The organism is Elizabethkingia occulta (genome assembly GCF_002023715.1).
In the GTDB taxonomy this organism is placed as follows: Bacteria; Bacteroidota; Bacteroidia; order Flavobacteriales; family Weeksellaceae; genus Elizabethkingia; species Elizabethkingia occulta.
Map to the genome: position 1 here is coordinate 1 of NZ_MAHX01000018.1, position 20,630 is coordinate 20,630.

Genomic DNA, 20,630 nt, shown 5'->3' on the forward strand with positions numbered 1-20,630 from the left:
AGACCGCACTTTTCCTTGAATTACAACATTCCAAGTCAGGTACACATCAATAATAATGTGAAATTGAAAACTTATAAAAAACAAAATCAGAATAGAAAGATTCTACTCTGATTTAATATATTTGATTTATTAAACTAGTCAACCTTTTTCAGGACTAGTCATTATTTTTTTCTAACAGACCAACTACCACTCCAGGATCCTTGTTTCCAAGTCCCGCCTTTTGAATTTAGGTTTCCATATAAGGTAAAGCCGGTACTTGGTGAACTTACCTTTTCTAGAGCACCTCCTTCAAATACAATTCCCTGTAGAAAAGTTTCACTGTTCCCTGAAAAAGTTTTAGTCACTTCCACACTGCCACTCTTCTTAATATTTATGATAAGAGCTCCCGTTGCATTTCCAGACAGTTCACCAACATATGTCCCCATATAAGGTGAGGCATAGTTTTTAATAGCTTCTCTTTCTCTCATACTATCACAGGAGAGAAACATTAGTGAAGCTAATATAATAATAGAACTGAATTCTATTTTTATTATCATATTTTTATTATTCAAAAGTATCAATTTTACTGCTACGCCAAGCACTATTCTTCCAAGTAAATATATGTATAAATATCATTAATATTATACGATTAAATTACACATATTATAAAATATTTTCAAGCTACTAAGTATAATAATATTTACTCAATCCAAACTCAGGAATAGAAAAACCTCCTTATATCTCCGCAAATAAAAAAGCCGGAAGAAAATCTTCCGGCTAACTATACTAGAATAGCTAATATTATATTTATCTACATCTACTTTCCAGACAAATATTTCACAGCCTCATTCATCACCCTATCTACAAACGTTGTCGGCGAGCTGCTCATGGCTGCTACCTCAGCATCCGTAGGTGGTGTTACAAATATATCAGGCTTCACTCCAATACCCTCTACAACGTTACCATTCATATCTTTTGTTGCCATTACTGGCATATAAAACCTAAACACTCCCGCTATAGAAGGATCAAAAAAGTTTGTGTTAATAAGACCTCCGTTAAATGCATCCTGATCTGTGGTTAAACCAGCAGTTGCCCCTGCACTGTAATCCCCTATAGAAATAACATGATTCCCCTGGCTTTTCAGCATCATTGTTGACATTTCAGACATACTGGCACTTCCTTTATCCGTTAAAATGACGATCGGAATGTTTTTAGGCAAGCCAAACTTATGAGGTTTTGTCTGCATCGGAACCCATGGCGTATAATTAAACTGACCATTCCCTTCTTTAGTTCTCTGATAAGACCAAACCGTATTCTTTGTAACAAAACGTTCCACAAATACTCTGAAATCCACTACAGCACCACCCCCATTATTTCTGACATCAATAATGAGTTTCTTGATATCACCTTTGCGCAAAGGATTTAAAAATTTTTGATAGAAAGGTCCTTTGGCAGCGATACTCTTTGCATCTGCCTGAAAAGAAGTCAATGCATACCCTTTTTCGACATGCTCTTTAATTCTCCCCATAAACCATGTAATATACTTATCACTATCATTATTGAGGACAGATGCATAAACAGACTTATCACTATAAGCGACCAAACCTTGAGAATCCAATTGCAGCTTCTTGGCCAAAGTAATGAAATTATCGGAAACAACTTCCGTATCTCTAAATACAACAGCCTCTTTATTAAAAGATTTGACATCATCGGAATTAAAAAAAACATTCCATTGATTCAGTATATTTAGAGTAAAATCTCTTACTTTATTTCTGGTATTTACATCTTTAATAGTATTCAAATCAGAATTTTTACCTATTTCTTCTGATGTCAGAATATAATTATCTACAGAATTAGGAGTCAAATATCGATCATGATTATCAATCTGAAGGTTATACAATGCAAACTGATTATAACTGATATAGTATATATCGGGATTGGTTTTCAGATTCCCCATAAAACAAGTAAAGCTTCCAGAACTCAATGTCGTTGGCTTCTCAATTCTAGCTGTCATATAGTTCATCTTGTCACTAAAATTGTATACATTGCTTTCTTTGGTTTTCATTCCGCCACGGAATATTTCCCCTTTCAGACTTGAAAGTTTAGACTCCGGCATATAAACGATCATTCCAAAATGCCTGTCAATAATAGGGTCTATAATATTAGTAAAGTATTCTATCGCTTTTTTCCGATCAGCCAAAATATCATTATCACTCATATCTTCTTTCATTTCCCATGTTTTCAGTGCCGCAAACTTAGGATAATATTCCCGGTAGACAGTATTCCAGTCCATCCCATCTTTACGTTTTTGTTCATAGAAGTAATTGTAACGTTGATCCATTATATTCCAGAATACTTTAAAAAGATCAGCATAAGACTTCACGTCATTTCGTGTATATCTTGTTGGTTCCGTTATGGATATTTCATCATCCTTTACACAGGAGTTTAATGTTCCGATAATTGTAAAAAGTCCCAGGCTTAAAACGATATATTGTTTAAAATTTCTTTTCATATTAATATAATTATAATGAGTTAAACAGAGGTTAATTGAATTTATAGGAAATTCCTACCGAAATCATATACGAACGGATTGTAGCTTTCTTGTTTTTATCTGTATTGGCTTTATTAATATCTGACAAACCATGCTGATATTGATAAGCCCCATATACATCAAACTTATTAAAGGAATAGCCTAGCTGAGCCTGCCCCTGAAAACCATAACCAAATCGATCAAGCCCGTTTTCGTTCTTTTTGAAATCATAAGTATCCGATACTTTTGTATAAGGGAAATTACCATCTACCTGTAATTCACTAAAGACAGGATACTGACCATTTCTTTTCATACTAAGCCAGTATTCCATATACATACCTCCAGCAACTTTAGCCCAAACACCTCTGTCTTCATGCGGATTCTTCAGGATATATCCACCAACCAGTAGAGGGAAAGCCAGAAAGTTATTATTGTATTCCGTATATCATCCGGAACGACTGCCTGTTCTTTCGTACTTATAATTTTTCTGTAGAAAAGAAACCCCTGTAGATACAAAAAGAGATTCCCATATCATATACTCACCTGATAAATTCACTCCGATACCATACCGACTATTGTATTTAGAATCTACCTGATTAGACAGATTAGTCTTCATTGCGCTGTAAGTATATCCTGCATCCAGGCCAATTTTAAACCTATTCTGCGCATACAAACTTGCCCCTAAGTAAAAAAGACAAAATGTGAAAATTTTAAATAAAAGTTTTTTCATATAAAATTATTTTATTGATTATCAGGTAAATATATACATAAATATTATCAAGTTTATTTAACATAATAAATATTTTAAATATAAAAAGCATGAAAAATTAAAATTAATACACTACAAAAGCTTTATACAAAAGAAAATTTTAAATAAAAAAAATAATTAATAAAATATCATTTTATGATACAAATCATAAAATATTTTAATAAAACATGTTTTCACACTAATTCGTATGGAAACATATACCTAACTCGTAATAAGAAAACCTGTATACTCGAATAAACTTTTATTCAAAAAAGAGAAGAACGTACTTATATCTTTGCAAATAAAAAAGCCGGAAGATTTTCTTCCGGCTAACTATTAGAATAGCTATATTATAATTATGTAAATCTACTTTCCAGACAAATATTTCACAGCTTCATTTATCACCCTGTCTACAAAAGTTGACGGAGAACTGGTCATCGCTGCCACCTCTGCATCTGTAGGAGGTGTTACATAATAATCAGGCTTCACCCCGACCCCTTCTATAACCTGTCCGCTGGAATCTTTAGTTGCCATCAAAGGCATATAGAAACTAAGATAATAAGCAACCTGATCTCTGGTACCACCATTGAAGTCATCCGGCGATCCTAAACCAGCTGTAGCTCCCGCACTAAAATCTCCTATCGAAACTGCTTGAGATCCCTGAGTTTTAATCATCATCGTAGACATTTCAGACATACTATAACTTCCCTTATCTGTTAAAACAGCAATTGGAATATTAGATGGAAGACCAAATTTATTTGGATTAGTTTGCATCGGAACCCAAGGCGTATAATTAAATTGTCCGTTCCCTTCTTTTGTTCTCTGATACCCCCAAACAGCAGGTTGTGTAACAAATCGTTCTGTAAAGAATCGTGCATCAACTACTGCGCCACCGCCATTACCTCTTAAATCTATAATAAGCTTTTTAATATCTCCTTTATGTAAAGGATTGAAAAAAGATTTATAAAGCGGAGCCTTATTAATAACCCCTTGTGCAGCATCCTGAAACTGAGGCAATCTATACCCCCATTGCACGTGATTATTCATACGGGCAATAAACCATTGAATATAAGGGAGACTTTCAGTTGTTAAAACCGGTGCATAAGTTGCCCCACTAGTATACGCTACCAAATTTTTCGATTTCGTCAATGCTTTCTGAGTTGCATCCAGAAAAGCATCTGTAATGATTTCCGTATTATTAAATCCTGCAATCTGGTCATTAAATGCTTTTACTTCTGCAGAAGCCGGGAAAGAATTCCACTGATTCAGAATATTAACTGTGAAATCCCTTACTTTAGTTCTAAACGTTGCATCTTTAATAGCATTCAATTCATTTGAAGCATCAATATCGGCAGTCGTTAAAACCAATCCGTTTCCAGGGTCTGGGCTAAGATACTTATCTAATAATGTAATCTTAACCGTTGAAGATAATGCAAATTGATTATAAGTGAAATAATAAACATCCGGGTTAGACTTCAGATTTCCTGCCAAATAGGTAAAAGTTGAACCATCTGCCAAAGTATAAGTTTGAGTCAAGGTATTATTCAACCTATCCTTCATATAGCCATACTTTGAATTAAATGCATAGATATTATTTCTTTTTGTTTTCATTCCTCCCGAAAACACCTGAGAAGTAATAACACCGTTATTACTAGCTGGAATTCTTACGGTTAACTGAAAATGCCTATCTATAATAGGATCTATAATATCAGTAAAATATTGTGCAGCTTTCAGCTTGTCATCGTTAATATCTTTATCATTATCCGTGCTCCTACCAAATGTTTTCAATGCTGCAAACTTTGGATAATATTCACGATAAATAGCATTCCAATCCATTCCATCAGCTCTTTTTTGCTCATAGAAATAATTGTAGCGCTGATCCATTACTGTCCAGAATACTTTAAAAAGATCAGCATAAGATTTTACATCACTACTGGTATATCGCGTAGGCTCCGTTATAGAAGTTTCTTCGTCTTTCACGCATGAGTTTAGTGTTAAGGCTGACAGAGCCAAGCCTAAAGCAAAAACTGGTATTTTTATAAAATTTCTTTTCATAATTTAAATAGTTATTTGGATGATAAGGTTAGTCGAATTTATAAGATACACCTACAGAAATCATATAAGAACGGGTCGTTGCTTTCTGATCTTTATCTGTGTTGGTTTTGCTGATATCCGATAAACCATATTGATAATTATAAGCTCCATATACATCAAACTTATCAAAAGAATAACCTAACTGAGCCTGTCCCTGAAGCCCATAACCAAAACGATTCAATTGGTTTTCATTCTTTTTAAAGTCATAGGTATCTGATACTTTTACATAAGGAAAGGTACCGTCAGGCTGCAGCCCTCCAAAAACAGGATATTGACCTTCTCTTTTCATATTGAGCCAATATTCTGTATACATACCACCTGCTACTTTAATCCATACTCCTTTACTTTCATGTGGATTATTCAGAATATAAGCCCCAACCAATAAAGGGAAAGAAAGGAAATTATTCTTGTAATCGGTATACTGTCCGGAGCGGGTTCCTGTTCTTTCATATTTATAATTCTTTTGCAGGAAGGAAACCCCTGTAGACATAAAAAGAGACTTCCAGATCATATATTCTCCGGAAAGATTTACTCCAAAACCATAGCGGCCAGAGTATTTTGTGTCTACTAAATTTGAAACATTGCCATTTAATACACTGTACGTATATCCGGCATCCAGGTCAATTTTAAACTTATTCTGTGCAAACAGACTTGCGCCCACGGGTAATAGGCAAAGACATAAAGCCTTGCATAAACTTTTTTTCATAGATTTTTTTGATTTGGTTAATTACACAGGGGCAATATACAAAATATTATTATTACAACAATTTAACATAATTAAATATTCTTCGATGAACAAAACCAATAAAAATTAAATGTTTCAGTACTTAAAAACTGAAACTATTACACAAACTATAAATCATTACAAAAGCATTCAGTCACAAAAAAATATTTACCTTTGCTATAACAAGAAATTATGAAAGTAGAACTGCCGGAAAAACTATATTATTCTATTGGAGAAGTTGCCAAAGCTTTTAATGTAAACACCTCTCTTATTCGTTACTGGGAGCAAGAGTTTACTATTATAAAACCAAAAAAAAATAAGAAAGGAAACCGTTATTTTACTCCAGAGGATATTAAAAACCTGAAAGTTATTTATCACCTGGTAAAGGAAAAAGGTTATACATTAGAGGGTGCCAAAACAGCCTTAAGTACATCTCCTAAAGTTGAAAAAACGGTTGAATTGATAGACCGATTGGAGTTTGTAAAAGCGGAGCTGCTAAAGCTAAAAGAATCTTTAACTGAAAATGAATAAAGTAAAAATATACTATTTACACTAACTACTTAACCATGAAAAAAATTCTGAATAATAAATACTTTTGGCTTTCAATGACAGCTCTTTTTGTCTTATTATTTATAGCAAAAACTTCTAACCTTATTGCTTATGGTTTCCAGTTTCATACAATAGAAAGCAACGCATTCAATACGGGATTATTTACAGGAAAAATATTTACTTTAATCTCATTTTTAATATTATCATACTCATTTTATAAAAAATATTTATATTTAGGGAGAAATAATATTAAATAATGAAATATGAAATCTCTACTCTCATTTCACATGAGAAAGAAACAGTTTATCGGATTAACTGTTTTAGGGGTTTTGGTGCTTATTTTAGAGGTATCTTTTCATTTTTATAAAAAATACAAAACCCAGCAACCTTCCGATGCTATAGAATTTATTCCTGCTGATAAATCTGCCTTTATTCTTGAAGCTTTTAACCCCAACGACCTTAATCTCAAACAATGGGAGAAGCTGGGATTTACAACAAAGCAGGCAACAACCATCCTGAATTATAAAGAAAAAATCTGCAAAGGAAATTTCACCTCCAAGGAACAACTATCCGAATGCTTTGCAATAAGTAAAGATAAATTCGCTGAGCTTAGCCCATATATATTACTTCCGGAAACTACTAATAACAAAGATCCTGAATATCGAAAGAAAGACAAAAAACTCATAATAAAGGGGAAATTCAATCCTGACCATTACAATGCACAAGACTGGGTCAGATTAGGATTTTCGGAACGCCAGTCAGAATCTATTCTGAAATATAAAAAGTATTTGGGAGGCAGCTTTCAGTCTAAGGAAAAGTTTAAAGAATGCTTTATCATTAGTGAAGAACAGTACTTACAACTTGCTCCTTTCCTCATTCTTCCGCAACAAAAAAATACAGATAAGCCTTTGATAAAGGAATTAAAACTTAAAAACGCGTTCGATCCTAATACACTAACAGCACTGGAATGGAAAGATCTTGGCTTCTCAGAAAAGCAGGTACAGGGTATGCTGAATTATAAAGAGAAAATTTTGAAAGGGAGTTTTAAAACTCCTGCAGACCTACAAAAATGCTATATGATTTCTGCTGAAAAATTTGAAGAATTAAAACCCTGGATACGCATTAATCAACCCGTAACAACATCTATTTCATCTCAAATCACAGAACCGGATATCAATACTATCTCTTTCCGGCAACTCCGTGATTATGGTTTTGACGAAAAAGCTGCCGCCAGCTTTCTGGGATTCAGAAAAAAATTGGGCGGCTTTGCTCAAAAAGAACAAATACTGGAAACCTATAACATCGATAAAGATTTAGCCTTAAAACTTATTCAGGAAGCTAAAATAGACCTCAGTAAGGTTAATAAAATTGATATTCTTACAACAGATGAATCTACACTAAAAGGACATCCCTATTTCCGATTTTATGCAGATAAAATAATATTTTACCGTACCTCGCTTTCAGATAAAAATGACATTCTGAAAAAACTGAATGCAAAACCAAAAGATCTCGAAAAAATACTGTGGTATCTGAAATAATACGATTACAAATACGTAAATTCGTGTAACCATTCGCTTATACTCCTAAGCAACCAACTAATAACCAACAACCAATGAACAGCATTATACTAAAAAACGTGTCCGTTAAAAGGGGCAGCGACAACTTATTAAACAATATTGACTTTACTTTAAATTCCGGAGAACATCTAGCTATAATAGGGCCTAGCGGAAGTGGAAAATCTCTTTTGGCAATGGCTTTAAAAGGGCAAATCCTACATACCGGAACCATAGAATACAGAAAAAACAACGAACTTACAAAACCCAAAATCGCTTATATTACAAGTACATATGCATTAAAAAACAAATCCAATGTTTCTGATTTTTATTATCAACAGCGGTTCAATACTAGTGATGCAGAGGATTCAGCAACTCTTACAGATGAACTCTTGAAAAAAGGCGATACAGAATCTGTAAACAAATGGCTGGATAGATTTCAGTTAACACACAGAGCTCAGGCTCCTCTTATACAACTCTCTAACGGGGAGCTAAAAAAAATGCAGCTTATCAGCCATTTGTTAAATAATCCCGAAATCCTGATTCTGGATAAAGTTTTCACAGGACTTGATGTCCTAAGCAGAAAAGAATTACATATAATTATCAATCAGCTAGCCAGTGAAAATGTAAAAATTATCCTGATCACAGACCATCATAACATTCCGGGCTGCATTACTCATTTCGCAGAAATGTCCGACGGTGGTATTACAGAATACAACAGCATAAATCGACTTAATTTTACTGAAACACAACAGACCGGATTCAACAAACCTCTTCCTGTTATTCAAAATCCTTCTGTTGATGCACCGCTAATTCGGATGGAAAATGTAACCATCCAGTACAATAACAATATCATTCTAAACAATATCAATTGGCAAGTAAACCCTGGTGAATGCTGGCAGATAAAAGGGCATAACGGTGCCGGAAAATCTACTTTACTCAGCCTCATTAATGGTGATAACCCACAAGCCTACTCTCAGCAGATTTATCTGTTTGGAAAAAAAAGAGGAAGTGGAGAAAGCATTTGGGATATTAAAAAGAAAATTGGATTTGTATCACCGGAACTTTATAACTTTTTTGATCGCAATACAACTGTTGAACAAGCTATTGGATCCGGACTCTTCGACACTATTGGCCTTTTCAGAAAACTAAATGAACAACAGGCATTAAAAGTAAAAGAATGGCTCAGTTTCTTCTCTCTGGAAAGTAAAGCAACAAAATTACTGTCTTTTTTGTCCACCGGAGAACAACGATTGGTACTGATTGCAAGAGCTCTTATAAAAGATCCGGTTATGCTTGCTTTAGACGAACCTTGCCAGGGACTGGATGATTCTCAGATCACTACAATTACTCATCTTTTGGAACAAATCCATCGAAACAGCAATATCAGCATGCTCTTTATCAGCCATTACGATGACGAAGTACCTTCCTGTGTAAAGCATATACTGGAACTAAATAAAGGAGTTCTCACTATTAGCGAAAGAAAATAAAACACTGAATATCAGGCTCATTAAAAAAATACAATTTTCTTATGTTTTTCATTATATTTGAGAAAAATAGACACCTATGAATTTCGAAACTTCAGAAAACCTGAAAATGATTGCTGAAACAGCACGTGATTTTGCTGAAAAAAATATTCGCCCTCACATTATGGACTGGGATGAATCTCAGCATTTTCCAAAAGACTTATTTCATCAGCTTGGTGAAATGGGCTTTATGGGAATTGTTATCCCTGAAAAATATGGAGGTTCCGGACTTTCTTACGATGAATACGTAGCTATTGTAGACGAAATTTCTCAGGTAGATCCTTCTATAGGACTTTCTGTGGCTGCCCACAATTCACTTTGCACCAATCATATTTATGAATTTGCAAATGAGGAGCAGAAAATGAAATGGTTGCCTCAATTAGCTTCAGGAAAGGTAATTGGCGCATGGGGACTTACTGAACATAATACCGGCTCCGACGCCGGAGGAATGTCTACCACTGCTGTAAGAGATGGTGATGACTGGATTATTAATGGTGCTAAAAACTTTATTACCCACGCTATTTCGGGCGACATTGCTGTAGTAATGACGCGTACCGGAGAAAAAGGCGCTCCTAATAATGCAACTGCTTTTGTTCTTGAAAAAGGAATGCCTGGTTTTACATCAGGAAAAAAGGAAAATAAACTGGGAATGCGTGCATCAGAAACAGCCGAATTAATCTTCGACAACGTAAGAGTACCAGACAGCCACCGTTTAGGTGAGGTTGGTGAAGGCTTTAAGCAGGCTCTTAAAATACTAGATGGCGGAAGGATTTCTATTGCAGCCCTTAGCTTAGGTATTGCTAAAGGTGCTTATAAAGCCGCTTTAAAATATGCTAAAGAGAGAAAGCAATTCGGTCAGGCAATTGCCGATTTCCAGGCAATAAACTTCAAACTGGCAGATATGGTTACTGAAATTGATGCATCAGAATTATTGATTCAGCGTGCTGCTTATTTGAAAAACAATAAACAAAAAATGACTCGTGAAGGAGCTATAGCTAAACTATACGCTTCTGAGGCTTGTGTAAAAATAGCAAATGAAGCTGTACAAATCTTTGGAGGTTATGGTTACACCAAAGACTTCCCTGCAGAGAAATACTACAGAGATTCCAAGCTTTGTACAATAGGCGAAGGAACTTCTGAAATTCAGAAACTTGTTATCGGAAGAGATATTACCAGATAAAAAATAAAGCCTGATTTTTTCAGGCTTTTTTATTGGCCGAAAGTTTGGCACGAAATATTCTATATATAGGAAACATTTGAAGTTTGCATTGCACATCAATATATTTCAAAATTCGTAATTCACTCTTCATACTTTAAAATAGGACATTGCTTATATTTGTTTAATAATCTATCTCACCAATGAAAAAAGTATTCATAGCAACTTTGGCCTTTATGGCTTTATCTACATATTCTGTAAGCGCCCAGACAAGCGAAATCAATCAGCGTATTAAAAACGAAAGAGGCGTATTGCTCATCGGACAGCAAAATATGGAACCATTCAACAAGAAACCATTTAAAGCATGGTATGATGAAGAATACACGCCTTATGTTGTCGACCAGCCCTCTATAAAGAAACTGGAAAAAGAAAACATATCTTCTTACGATATGACTATATTTATTGGATCATGGTGTCCGGATAGCCACCGTGAGTTTCCAAGATTTATGAAAATACTTCAGGAGTTGAAATATCCCGTAGACAAAGTGCAGATTTTCGCACTAGACCGTCAGAAAAAAAGCCCGCATGAAGATGAGAAGCTTTACAACGTCACTCACGTTCCTACTTTTATTATAAAAAAGGATGGTAAAGAAATCGGAAGAATTACTGAAGCTCCGGAAACAGGATTTTTAGAAAAAGATTTATTGAACATTATAAACAAAGCAAAATCTTCTTCTTAAACTTTATTTCATCAATAATCATTAAAACATTTTTTCTTTGAGAAAAACTCCAACTTACATAGGTATTTTAATAGGTATACTCTCTACCCTTCTTGTTGTTTCCGTATGGCGCGGTTGCAAAGAGAAAAAAGCTGAAGCCATTAACCAGGATTATTATCTGATTAGTAATCAGATAAGTAAAATGAATAAAATGGTGGTTTTAGAGCAGAATTTCTCAAGCTTTCAAACACATAAAAGTGCTGCTTTTAAATTTGGTGGCTACGACATCCTTCCTAAGGAAATGGTATTGTACACAACCGCTAAAGCGCAGGTAACCTACGACTTGAAGCAAATGAAGATAGATGTAGATACCATTAACAAAAAATTGGTTATTACAGAACTTCCAAGAGCTGAAATCAAAATATATCCGGATGTAAAAATTCATTTTATGGATGATTATGCCATGAACAGATTCGACCAGAAAAGCATCAATGGAATTATGGAATCTGCTAAACAAAACATGGTAAAAAGTGTTGACAAGAAGAAACTGGAACAAGAAGGACATGAACAGCTGGTAAAGAATATAAATGATATTTTTGTTTTGGCTAAAGCTCTGAACTATAAAATAGAGGATAAAACCGGAGAACTGAAAGGAATTATTCTTTAAAATACATCCTTTTCGAGGTTTAAAACCTTGAAAAGGATCTTCCTAATAAAACCTCATAGGTCTCAAAGACCTATGAGGTTTTATTTTTAAATTCATGATAACTAATCAGATACAAATCCTGGGGAAATACAGAGAAAAAATTGCTATTGGCAGATATTATTCCTCCGGAATACCTACTTCTTGATATACCTGTTTTTTACACAGATAAATCTCCTCCGGAGCATTTTTCTGATTTCTTAGACCAGGATTTATATAAATAAAATTCATCATAATGAATGAGGAGCTCCGTCAGGAGCTTTATCTATATAGATAGATTATAATTTAGGAAAATGGCGTTCCGGAGGAACGCTATCTTAATATAAGGGTCTGTTAAAAGTAGAAAGACCCCCGAACATGTCGGAGGCCTTTCAAAAAATAAACCCTAATAATAAATCAACTTTAATATTTAAACTATCGTAGATTTTCCAATTTGAATGTTTTCGTAGTTGTAATAACTACCATGCTGTGTGTTACGGATAAACTCCGCTACAAAACTTCCTACTTCTGATGTAGAATAAGATTTTGTTGTATTGAGATCCTGGGTTACAAAACCTTCTGCTATAGCTTTTTCTACAGCTTTCTCAATTGTTCTGGCAGCAACATCCCACCCAAGGTGGTCCAGCATCATTGCTGCGCTTAAAATAGATGCTAACGGATTGGCAATTCCTTTCCCTTTAGCCTGCGGATAGGATCCGTGAATTGGTTCGAACATCGAGTTAGACTCTCCTACCGATGCGGATGGCATTAGGCCAATAGATCCACCAATAACACTTGCTTCATCCGAGATAATATCTCCGAACATATTTTCCGTCAGAATAACGTCAAACTGTTTCGGATTCAGGATCATTTGCATTGCTGCATTGTCCACAAAAATATAATCCAAAGCAACATCTTCATACTGAGGAGCTATCTCCTGACATACTTTACGCCACAATCTGGACGTATCCAATACATTGGCTTTATCGATTAATGTAAGCTTCTTGCGACGCTTCTGAGCTGCCTGAAATGCAAGGTGTGCAATTCTTTCAATATCTGTTCTGTTATATTGGCAAACATCATATGCATATTCACCATTCTCTTCCGTAAATTTCTCACCGAAATAGATACCACTGATCAGTTCACGATAAATTACCATATCTGTTCCGTCGATAATCTCTTTTTTCAACGGGCTGCTTTCTGCTACCTTATCAAATATTTTTACAGGTCGCAGATTAGCGAATAGTCCCAGCTCTTTTCTTAGCTTTAGTAATCCCTGCTCCGGACGTACTTTAGCTTCCGGGTTGTTATCAAAATGGGGATCACCTATTGCACCAAACAAGACTGCATCTGAGTTTTTGCAGATATCCAGAGTTTTATCCGGTAAAGGATTTCCTGTCTGAAAAATAGCTTCAGCACCAACTATAGCCTCCTGAAACTGAAATTTGCAACCGTATACTTCAGAAACGGCATTTAATACTTTAATACTTTCATTTACTACTTCCGGTCCTATTCCGTCACCAGCAAGTACAGCAATTTTCATTTCGCTCATTAGAATGTGTTTTGTAAGTTTTTTTCGAAAGCATCGATTTGAGCTCTTTTACTGATCAAGAAATCAATATCGTCATAGCCGTTCATCAAACATATCTTTTTGTAAGAGTCCAGATCGAAGCTTTCGGATTTATGGTTAAAGGTTATAGTTTGCTTCTCTACGTCCACTGAAATTTCGGTTCCAGGGTTATTAGTTATGGTTTGTAATAATTCTTTCAGAAATTCTTCGGATACCTTTACAGGCAGCAATCCGTTATTCAGCGCATTACCTCTGAAGATATCGGCAAAATAGCTGGATACAACTACTTTAAATCCGTATCCTGTTAGTGCCCACGCAGCATGCTCGCGGCTGCTTCCACAACCAAAATTGTTACCTGCTACCAGTATTTCTCCATAATATTTTGGATTATTAAGAACAAAATCTGTATTCGGATTATTTTCTTTATCAAATCTCCAGTCTCTGAAAACATTTTGCCCAAAACCATTCTTGTCAATACTTTTCAGGAATCTTGCAGGAATAATCTGGTCTGTATCTATATTTTCCGTTGGTAAAGGAATTGCTGTTGAAGTAATATGTGTAAGCTTCTGCATTTTTCTTAATTTTTAGAAATTAAAATTCTCCCTTCTACTGCTACCTTAGCCGCAGTTAGCGGACTCGCTAAAATAGTTCTGGCACCTTGCCCCTGTCTTCCTTCAAAGTTTCTGTTCGATGTAGAAACACAATATTCGCCTTCAGGGATTTTATCATCATTCATTGCCAGACATGCTGAGCAACCAGGCTGACGAATTTGGAAACCGGCTTCTGTAAATACCTTATCCAATCCCTCATTATAAATCTGCGTTACAACCTGTTGTGATCCCGGAACGATAAGCGCATTAATATTTTCGGCTTTTCTCTTTCCTTTAATATATTCTGCAACTGAACGGAAGTCTTCGATTCTTGCATTGGTACAGCTACCAATGAATACATAGTTTACAGGAATATCGCTGGCAGATTGCCCTGCCTGTAATCCCATATACTTTAATGCTTTTTCTTCAGATTCAGTTACAGGAGTCGGAACACTTTCATTTACTGATATTCCCATTCCCGGATTGGTTCCATAGGTAATCATTGGATGAATATCTTCTGCATTGAAATGGAATTCTTCATCAAATGCCGCTCCGTCATCGGACTTCAAGGTTTTCCAATAGGCTACCTTCTTCTCCCATTCTTCTCCTTCAGGTGCAAACTTGCGGCCTTTTACATAAGCGAAAGTAGTTTCATCTGGTGCAATCATTCCGCCACGGGCTCCCATTTCTATACTCATGTTGCATACCGTCATACGACCTTCCATAGACATCTCCTCAAAAACATTTCCGGCATATTCACAGAAATAACCTGTTCCGGCATCTGTTCCTATTTTAGAAATAATATACAGAATGACATCTTTTGGCTGTACATCTTTATTCAGTTTACCATTTACGGTAACACGCATAGATTTAGGTTTGTTCAGCAGCAAACATTGGCTGGCAAAAACCTGTGCTACCTGACTGGTTCCAATACCGAAAGCTATAGCTCCAAAGGCTCCATGAGTAGACGTATGGCTGTCTCCACACACAATACTCATCCCTGGCTGGGTAATTCCCAATTCAGGAGCAATAATGTGTACAATTCCCTGATATGGGTGGCCTAAACCATATAATTCTACATTATTTTTTTTACAATTCTCTGTCAGTTGCTCTACCTGTGTTCTGGAAAGATCGTCCTTTATTGGCTGATCCTGATCCAGTGTAGGCACATTATGATCGGCAGTTGCCGTAATTTGTTTCGGACGGAATACCTGTACTCCTTTAGATTCCAACTCCGCAAAAGCCTGTGGGCTCGTTACTTCATGGATCAGGTGTCTGTCGATATAAATAATCTGAGGTCCGTCCGGCACCGTATCTACAACATGGGCATCCCAGACTTTATCGAATAATGTCTTCTTATCTGCGTTCATAATTGGCACTTTGGCTATATACATTCATTATAACATTCAAATCTTCATCATTTACTTCTTTCTTGCTGTCGGCTACTTTTAAGAATTCAGAGTATAAAACATCCAATTCGTTTTTAGTAATATCAAAACCAATATTTTTATATCTGTAAGCTAATGCTGAACGTCCGCTTCTGGCTGTAAGAATAATTGATGATTCAGTTACCCCAACATCTTCCGGATTAATAATCTCGTATGTTTCACGGTTTTTAATCACACCATCCTGGTGAATCCCGGAACTATGCGCAAAGGCATTGGCACCAACAATAGCTTTATTAGGCTGTACAACCATCCCCATCATATCCGAAGTCAACTGACTAAGTTCGGTTAGCATTCTGGAATTAATATCTGTAGCTAAATGAAGGTCTCTATGTTGTTGCAAAATCATTACCACTTCTTCAAGAGCAGTATTGCCGGCTCTTTCCCCTATTCCATTGATCGTACATTCAATTTGTCTTGCTCCGTTTATTGCTCCGGCTATAGAATTAGCTGTAGCCAGTCCAAGATCATTGTGACAGTGGCAAGAGATAATTACATTATCAATACCCTTTACATTTTCTTTCAGGTATTTTATTTTAGCTCCATATTCCTCTGGCAAACAATATCCGGTAGTATCCGGAATATTCAGTACCGTAGCTCCGGCTTTAATTACCGCTTCACATACACGTGCTAAATGAGCATTATCTGTTCTTCCGGCATCTTCCGCAAAGAATTCTACATCTTCAACAAAGCTTTTAGCAAAGCTTACAGCTCCTACAGCACGCTCGATAGCCTGCTCCAATGTAATATTGAATTTATATTTAAGATGGGATTCGGAAACTCCTATACCTGTATGAATCCTTGGTCTTTTAGCAAATTTCAGTGCCTGAGCAGCAGATTCTATATCTTTTTTATGAGCACGGGAAAGTGCACATACTTTAGCATTTCTTACTAACTTTGCAATCTCGGTTACAGAATGAAAATCACCGGGACTGGAAATAGGAAAACCTGCTTCGATAATATCTACACCGAGCTCATCGAGTTTTTCTGCGATAACTAACTTTTGTTCTACATTCAATTTACAACCCGGGACTTGTTCCCCATCACGTAAGGTAGTGTCAAAAATTTCAATCTTCTCGGCTTTCATAATGAAGTTTTAATTAATTTTGACTCAAAAGTAGATGAATTCACTATTACCGGTTTTTCAGATTCGCTAAAAACTACAATATCCATTTCATTGAAAACTTTTTATAAAAAACTGATTATCAAATAAATAAACTTTCATTTTTTACAATGGCAGATTTGCAAAAAGATTTTCTTTTCGTACTGATAAAGTCACTTTCTACATCAGAAAAAAGACAATTTAAGCTTTATGTTAACCGTTTAGGAATAAATGTAGATGCTAAATTTCTTCTCTTATTTTCCGAAATGGAAAAAATGAAAGAATATGATGAAGACATCATCATTTCAAAAAAAATATCTACCAAACAGCAGCTTTCTAATCTTAAAGCACACTTGTACAAACAAATATTGGTGAGCCTTCGCATGAATCCAAGTCTTCAGAACAACAGAATACAACTGCGGGAGCAACTGGATTTTGCCACCATTCTTTATCAGAAAGGTCTCCACCGCCAGGCACTGAAGATATTGGATAAAGCCAAACAAACCGCTATGGATCTTGATGAAAAAACACTAGCCATAGATATTATAGATCTGGAAAAAGTTATAGAATCCCAATATATTACACGAAGTATAGAAGGACGTGCTGATGAACTTATTGCTCAGTCCCATGAACTTAGTATTCAGAATTCATATTCCACAGAACTCTCCAATCTATCACTGAAGCTGTACAGTGAAATGCTAAAAAACGGTTATGCTCAGAATGACACCGACAAGGAAAGTATTATCCATCAGTTTAATGAGCAAATACGGAAAATAAGTTTTTCTAAATTAAATTTCAGGGAAAAATTGTGGTTCTATAAAGCCCATGTATGGAAACATCTTTTGCTTCAGGATTATAAACATGCCTATAAGTATTCTCAGAAATGGGTGGAATTATTCTATGAAAATCCTGAAATGATAAGTAACCACCCGGTATGGTATATTAAAGGCAATACTAATCTGATGAAGATTCTTTTCCTGAATGGGCAGGTAAATAAACTGGAAGGCTGGTTTGAAAAATTTAGAGAAACAACCAACTCGGGGTATTTTACTACTAATGAAAACCTGCAGTCTCTTACTTTTCTGAATGTTTATAATACTCAAATGAATATTCATTTTATAAAAGGAGAGTTTTTCATTGGTACCAAACTTATTCCCGAAGTCGAACTGAAGATGGAAAAATTCCGGGATAAGATAGATGACCATCATCTTCTTATACTATATCTGAAAATTGCAGCCCTCTACTTTGGTTCTAAAAAATATAAAGAGACTATAGAATACGGGCAAAGAATTCTTCAGGCCAAAGGGTTCAGCATACAGGAAGATTTGGCATTTCATACAAGAGTATTGATTCTAATGGCAAAATACGAGTCCGGAATGGATGAGGATTACGATGAATTTGCAAAACAAACCCATCGTTTTGTATCTAAAATGAAAAATGCAAGTGAAATTCACTTTAGTATCAGTGAGTTTTTCCAGAAACTAAATGAAGTTTTCTTTTCAGAGCAGGAGAAAATTTTCATGGAATTTTATAACACCCTTAACATATACAACCAGAACCCTTTCCATAAGCGTACTTTGGTATATATTGACATTCAGAGTTGGGCAGAAGCCAAAGCTACACACATAGATGTTGTAGAAATTATCAGACAAAAAGTAAAGAATAGAAAACTGTAGCTGATTTTTTCTCATTTTTTTGTAATTTTGCGTACATTTTTTTACTATGATAAAGATCACACTTCCGGACGGAAGCATTAAGGAATTCGAGGCAGCGGTAACTCCGCTACAGGTGGCGCAATCCATTAGTGAAGGATTGGCACGTAACACTATTTCGGCATTGGTAAACGGGACACAGACAGAAGTGACCACGCCAATAACGGAAGATGCCACGGTTCAGCTTTTTACCTGGAACGACGATATGGGTAAAAAAGCTTTCTGGCATTCCTCCGCTCACCTATTTGCTCAGGCAATATTGGAGATGTTTCCCCATGCTCACCTCACAATAGGCCCTCCAATTCAAAGCGGGTTTTATTATGATGTTGATTTGGGTGATGATACTATTTCTGAAAAAGATTTTGCAGAAATAGAAAAAAGAATGCTGGACAATGCTAAGAAAAATTCACCATTCAAAATGTATCCTGTTTCCAAAGCCGAAGCATTGGAGATGTATAAAGACAATCCATATAAAACTGAATTGGTTGAAAATTTAACTGATGGCGAAATTACTTTCTGCTCTCATGACAATTTCACAGATTTGTGTCGTGGTGGTCACATCCCGGCAACAGGAATCGTCAAAGCAGTAAAAATACTTAATGTATCGGGTGCTTACTGGCGTGGTGATGAAAAAAACAAACAGCTAACTCGTGTCTACGGAATTACTTTCCCTAAACAGAAAGATTTAACAGAATATCTGGAGCGTCTGGAGGAAGCGAAGCGTCGTGACCATCGTAAACTAGGTAAAGAATTAGGAATTTTTGCTTTCTCAGAAAAGGTAGGTGCAGGTTTACCATTATGGTTACCAAAAGGAGCTGCTCTTAGAAAAAAACTGGAGAATTTCCTTTCTGCTGCACAGAAAAAGCAAGGATATGAGTTCGTTATCTCTCCGCATATCGGTCACAAAGACTTATATGTAACTTCCGGTCACTGGGAGAAATACGGAGCAGATAGTTTCCAACCGATTAAAACGCCACACGAAGGAGAAGAGTTCTTATTAAAACCTATGAACTGTCCTCATCACTGTGAGATTTACAAAGCACAGCAATGGTCTTATAAAGATCTTCCAAAGCGTTATGCTGAGTTTGGTACAGTTTACAGATATGAGCAAAGTGGAGAACTTCACGGTTTAACCAGAGTTAGAGGATTTACTCAGGATGACGCTCACCTTTTCTGTACTCCGGATCAGTTATTAGAAGAATTCGAAAAAGTAATTGACTTAGTACTTTATGTTTTCTCTTCTTTAGGATTTGCTGATTTTACAGCTCAGGTTTCTTTAAGAGATAAAGAAAACAGAGAAAAATATATCGGTTCTGAGGAAAATTGGGAAAAGGCAGAACACGCCATTATAAATGCTGCTAATAAAAAAGGACTAAAAACTGTTATAGAATATGGTGAAGCTGCATTCTACGGACCCAAACTAGACTTTATGGTGAAAGATGCATTAGGCAGAAGCTGGCAGCTCGGAACTATTCAGGTAGACTATAATTTACCTGAGCGTTTTGATCTTTGGTATACAGGTTCTGATAATGACAAGCACAGACCGGTAATGATTCACCGTGCTCCGTTTGGATCTATGGAAAGATTCATTGCAATACTTATAGAGAATACAGCCGGAGATTTCCCGTTATGGCTTAGTCCTGAGCAATTTATCATTTTACCAATCAGCGAAAAATATGTAGATTATGCAAAAAAAGTTTCGCAATTGTTAGAAATTCACGATATTTGCGGTCTGATTGACGAAAGGAATGAGAAAACGGGTAAAAAAATCCGTGATGCAGAACTTAAGAAAATCCCATATATGCTTGTTGTAGGCGAAAATGAAGCTCAAGACGGAAGCGTTTCTGTAAGAAGAAGAGGCGAAGGAGATTTGGGTGTCATGTCAGTAGACGATTTCGTACTACACGTAAAGAAAGAAATAGCTAACCATTTAAATAAATAAGACCATAGC

16 protein-coding genes and 1 pseudogene are annotated in these 20,630 nt (G+C 35.8%); 8 read left to right on the plus strand and 9 right to left on the minus strand.

Going from position 1 to position 20,630, the window contains the following annotated elements; all coding sequences use genetic code 11:
• Nucleotides 1–161: 161 nt before the first annotated feature.
• The 5 genes and pseudogenes from BAZ10_RS14100 to BAZ10_RS14120 all read right to left on the minus strand — a co-directional run bounded on the left by BAZ10_RS14100 (nt 162) and on the right by BAZ10_RS14120 (nt 6,057).
• Nucleotides 162–536 carry a hypothetical protein gene (locus BAZ10_RS14100; protein ID WP_078772585.1) on the minus strand — a complete coding sequence of 125 codons (375 nt, stop codon included), beginning with the start codon at nt 534–536 and terminating at the stop codon, nt 162–164.
• Nucleotides 537–796: 260 nt separating this feature from the next.
• On the minus strand, nt 797–2,491 hold the full coding sequence (locus tag BAZ10_RS14105) for a S41 family peptidase (RefSeq protein WP_078772586.1): 1,695 nt from the start codon (nt 2,489–2,491) through the stop codon (nt 797–799).
• A gap of 31 nt (nt 2,492–2,522) precedes the next feature.
• Nucleotides 2,523–3,239: pseudogene (locus BAZ10_RS14110) on the minus strand (outer membrane beta-barrel protein).
• Between the two features lie 384 nt (nt 3,240–3,623).
• Nucleotides 3,624–5,312, minus strand: coding sequence for a S41 family peptidase (locus BAZ10_RS14115; RefSeq protein WP_078772587.1), 1,689 nt, complete (start codon nt 5,310–5,312; stop codon nt 3,624–3,626).
• 28 nt (nt 5,313–5,340) lie between these two features.
• The gene (locus BAZ10_RS14120) at nt 5,341–6,057 is read right to left on the minus strand and encodes an outer membrane beta-barrel protein (protein ID WP_078772588.1); all 717 of its coding nucleotides are present in this window, start codon (nt 6,055–6,057) and stop codon (nt 5,341–5,343) included.
• Nucleotides 6,058–6,267: 210 nt separating this feature from the next.
• On the opposite strand from BAZ10_RS14120, the gene BAZ10_RS14125 reads away from it, so the two are divergent.
• The 6 genes from BAZ10_RS14125 to BAZ10_RS14155 all read left to right on the plus strand — a co-directional run bounded on the left by BAZ10_RS14125 (nt 6,268) and on the right by BAZ10_RS14155 (nt 12,245).
• Complete coding sequence (locus BAZ10_RS14125; RefSeq protein ID WP_078402159.1) at nt 6,268–6,606, plus strand: MerR family transcriptional regulator; 339 nt, start codon at nt 6,268–6,270, stop codon at nt 6,604–6,606.
• A gap of 281 nt (nt 6,607–6,887) precedes the next feature.
• Nucleotides 6,888–8,162, plus strand: a complete 1,275-nt coding sequence (locus BAZ10_RS14135) for a hypothetical protein (protein ID WP_245803822.1) — start codon at nt 6,888–6,890, stop codon at nt 8,160–8,162.
• Between the two features lie 74 nt (nt 8,163–8,236).
• Entirely contained in the window at nt 8,237–9,667 is a 1,431-nt protein-coding gene (locus BAZ10_RS14140; RefSeq protein ID WP_078772591.1) for an ATP-binding cassette domain-containing protein, read from the plus strand.
• 76 nt (nt 9,668–9,743) lie between these two features.
• Nucleotides 9,744–10,883 carry an acyl-CoA dehydrogenase family protein gene (locus tag BAZ10_RS14145; RefSeq protein ID WP_078772592.1) on the plus strand — a complete coding sequence of 380 codons (1,140 nt, stop codon included), beginning with the start codon at nt 9,744–9,746 and terminating at the stop codon, nt 10,881–10,883.
• Between the two features lie 179 nt (nt 10,884–11,062).
• Entirely contained in the window at nt 11,063–11,599 is a 537-nt protein-coding gene (locus BAZ10_RS14150) for a TlpA family protein disulfide reductase (RefSeq protein ID WP_078772593.1), read from the plus strand.
• A 37-nt stretch (nt 11,600–11,636) separates the two neighbouring features.
• A complete protein-coding gene (locus BAZ10_RS14155; protein ID WP_078772594.1) occupies nt 11,637–12,245 on the plus strand; it encodes a DUF4230 domain-containing protein in 609 nt (202 codons plus the stop codon).
• Between the two features lie 445 nt (nt 12,246–12,690).
• On the opposite strand, the gene leuB is transcribed toward BAZ10_RS14155, so the two are convergent.
• Genes leuB through BAZ10_RS14175 form a run of 4 tightly spaced genes read right to left on the minus strand, consistent with a single transcriptional unit; the run spans nt 12,691 to nt 16,952 of the window.
• Nucleotides 12,691–13,812 (minus strand): 3-isopropylmalate dehydrogenase, encoded by a 1,122-nt coding sequence (gene leuB / locus BAZ10_RS14160; RefSeq protein WP_078772595.1) that lies wholly within the window; start codon nt 13,810–13,812, stop codon nt 12,691–12,693.
• Nucleotides 13,812–14,402: a 3-isopropylmalate dehydratase small subunit gene (leuD, locus tag BAZ10_RS14165; RefSeq protein WP_078772596.1), complete on the minus strand. Its 591-nt coding sequence runs from the start codon at nt 14,400–14,402 to the stop codon at nt 13,812–13,814. Before leuD ends, leuB begins: the two co-directional genes overlap by 1 nt.
• Nucleotides 14,403–14,407: 5 nt before the next feature.
• Complete coding sequence (gene leuC, locus BAZ10_RS14170; protein WP_078772837.1) at nt 14,408–15,790, minus strand: 3-isopropylmalate dehydratase large subunit; 1,383 nt, start codon at nt 15,788–15,790, stop codon at nt 14,408–14,410.
• Nucleotides 15,777–16,952 carry a 2-isopropylmalate synthase gene (locus BAZ10_RS14175; protein WP_059322341.1) on the minus strand — a complete coding sequence of 392 codons (1,176 nt, stop codon included), beginning with the start codon at nt 16,950–16,952 and terminating at the stop codon, nt 15,777–15,779. Before BAZ10_RS14175 ends, leuC begins: the two co-directional genes overlap by 14 nt.
• A 146-nt stretch (nt 16,953–17,098) precedes the next feature.
• Between BAZ10_RS14175 and BAZ10_RS14180 the strand changes: the two genes are divergently transcribed.
• Together BAZ10_RS14180 and thrS are read left to right on the plus strand one after the other, a co-directional pair.
• Nucleotides 17,099–18,643, plus strand: coding sequence for a hypothetical protein (locus BAZ10_RS14180; protein WP_078772597.1), 1,545 nt, complete (start codon nt 17,099–17,101; stop codon nt 18,641–18,643).
• 46 nt (nt 18,644–18,689) lie between these two features.
• Nucleotides 18,690–20,621: a threonine--tRNA ligase gene (gene thrS, locus BAZ10_RS14185; RefSeq protein ID WP_078772598.1), complete on the plus strand. Its 1,932-nt coding sequence runs from the start codon at nt 18,690–18,692 to the stop codon at nt 20,619–20,621.
• Nucleotides 20,622–20,630: the final 9 nt, after the last annotated feature.

Coding starts and splice junctions, on each gene's coding strand:
- BAZ10_RS14145 (WP_078772592.1), top strand. CDS start 9,744: ATGAATTTCGAAACTTCAGAAAACCTGAAAATGATTGCTGAAACAGCA.
- BAZ10_RS14175 (WP_059322341.1), bottom strand. CDS start 16,952: ATGAAAGCCGAGAAGATTGAAATTTTTGACACTACCTTACGTGATGGG.
- BAZ10_RS14135 (WP_245803822.1), top strand. CDS start 6,888: ATGAAATCTCTACTCTCATTTCACATGAGAAAGAAACAGTTTATCGGA.
- BAZ10_RS14120 (WP_078772588.1), bottom strand. CDS start 6,057: ATGAAAAAAAGTTTATGCAAGGCTTTATGTCTTTGCCTATTACCCGTG.
- leuB (WP_078772595.1), bottom strand. CDS start 13,812: ATGAGCGAAATGAAAATTGCTGTACTTGCTGGTGACGGAATAGGACCG.
- BAZ10_RS14180 (WP_078772597.1), top strand. CDS start 17,099: ATGGCAGATTTGCAAAAAGATTTTCTTTTCGTACTGATAAAGTCACTT.
- BAZ10_RS14125 (WP_078402159.1), top strand. CDS start 6,268: ATGAAAGTAGAACTGCCGGAAAAACTATATTATTCTATTGGAGAAGTT.
- BAZ10_RS14105 (WP_078772586.1), bottom strand. CDS start 2,491: ATGAAAAGAAATTTTAAACAATATATCGTTTTAAGCCTGGGACTTTTT.
- leuC (WP_078772837.1), bottom strand. CDS start 15,790: ATGAACGCAGATAAGAAGACATTATTCGATAAAGTCTGGGATGCCCAT.
- BAZ10_RS14150 (WP_078772593.1), top strand. CDS start 11,063: ATGAAAAAAGTATTCATAGCAACTTTGGCCTTTATGGCTTTATCTACA.
- BAZ10_RS14115 (WP_078772587.1), bottom strand. CDS start 5,312: ATGAAAAGAAATTTTATAAAAATACCAGTTTTTGCTTTAGGCTTGGCT.
- BAZ10_RS14140 (WP_078772591.1), top strand. CDS start 8,237: ATGAACAGCATTATACTAAAAAACGTGTCCGTTAAAAGGGGCAGCGAC.
- thrS (WP_078772598.1), top strand. CDS start 18,690: ATGATAAAGATCACACTTCCGGACGGAAGCATTAAGGAATTCGAGGCA.
- leuD (WP_078772596.1), bottom strand. CDS start 14,402: ATGCAGAAGCTTACACATATTACTTCAACAGCAATTCCTTTACCAACG.
- BAZ10_RS14100 (WP_078772585.1), bottom strand. CDS start 536: ATGATAATAAAAATAGAATTCAGTTCTATTATTATATTAGCTTCACTA.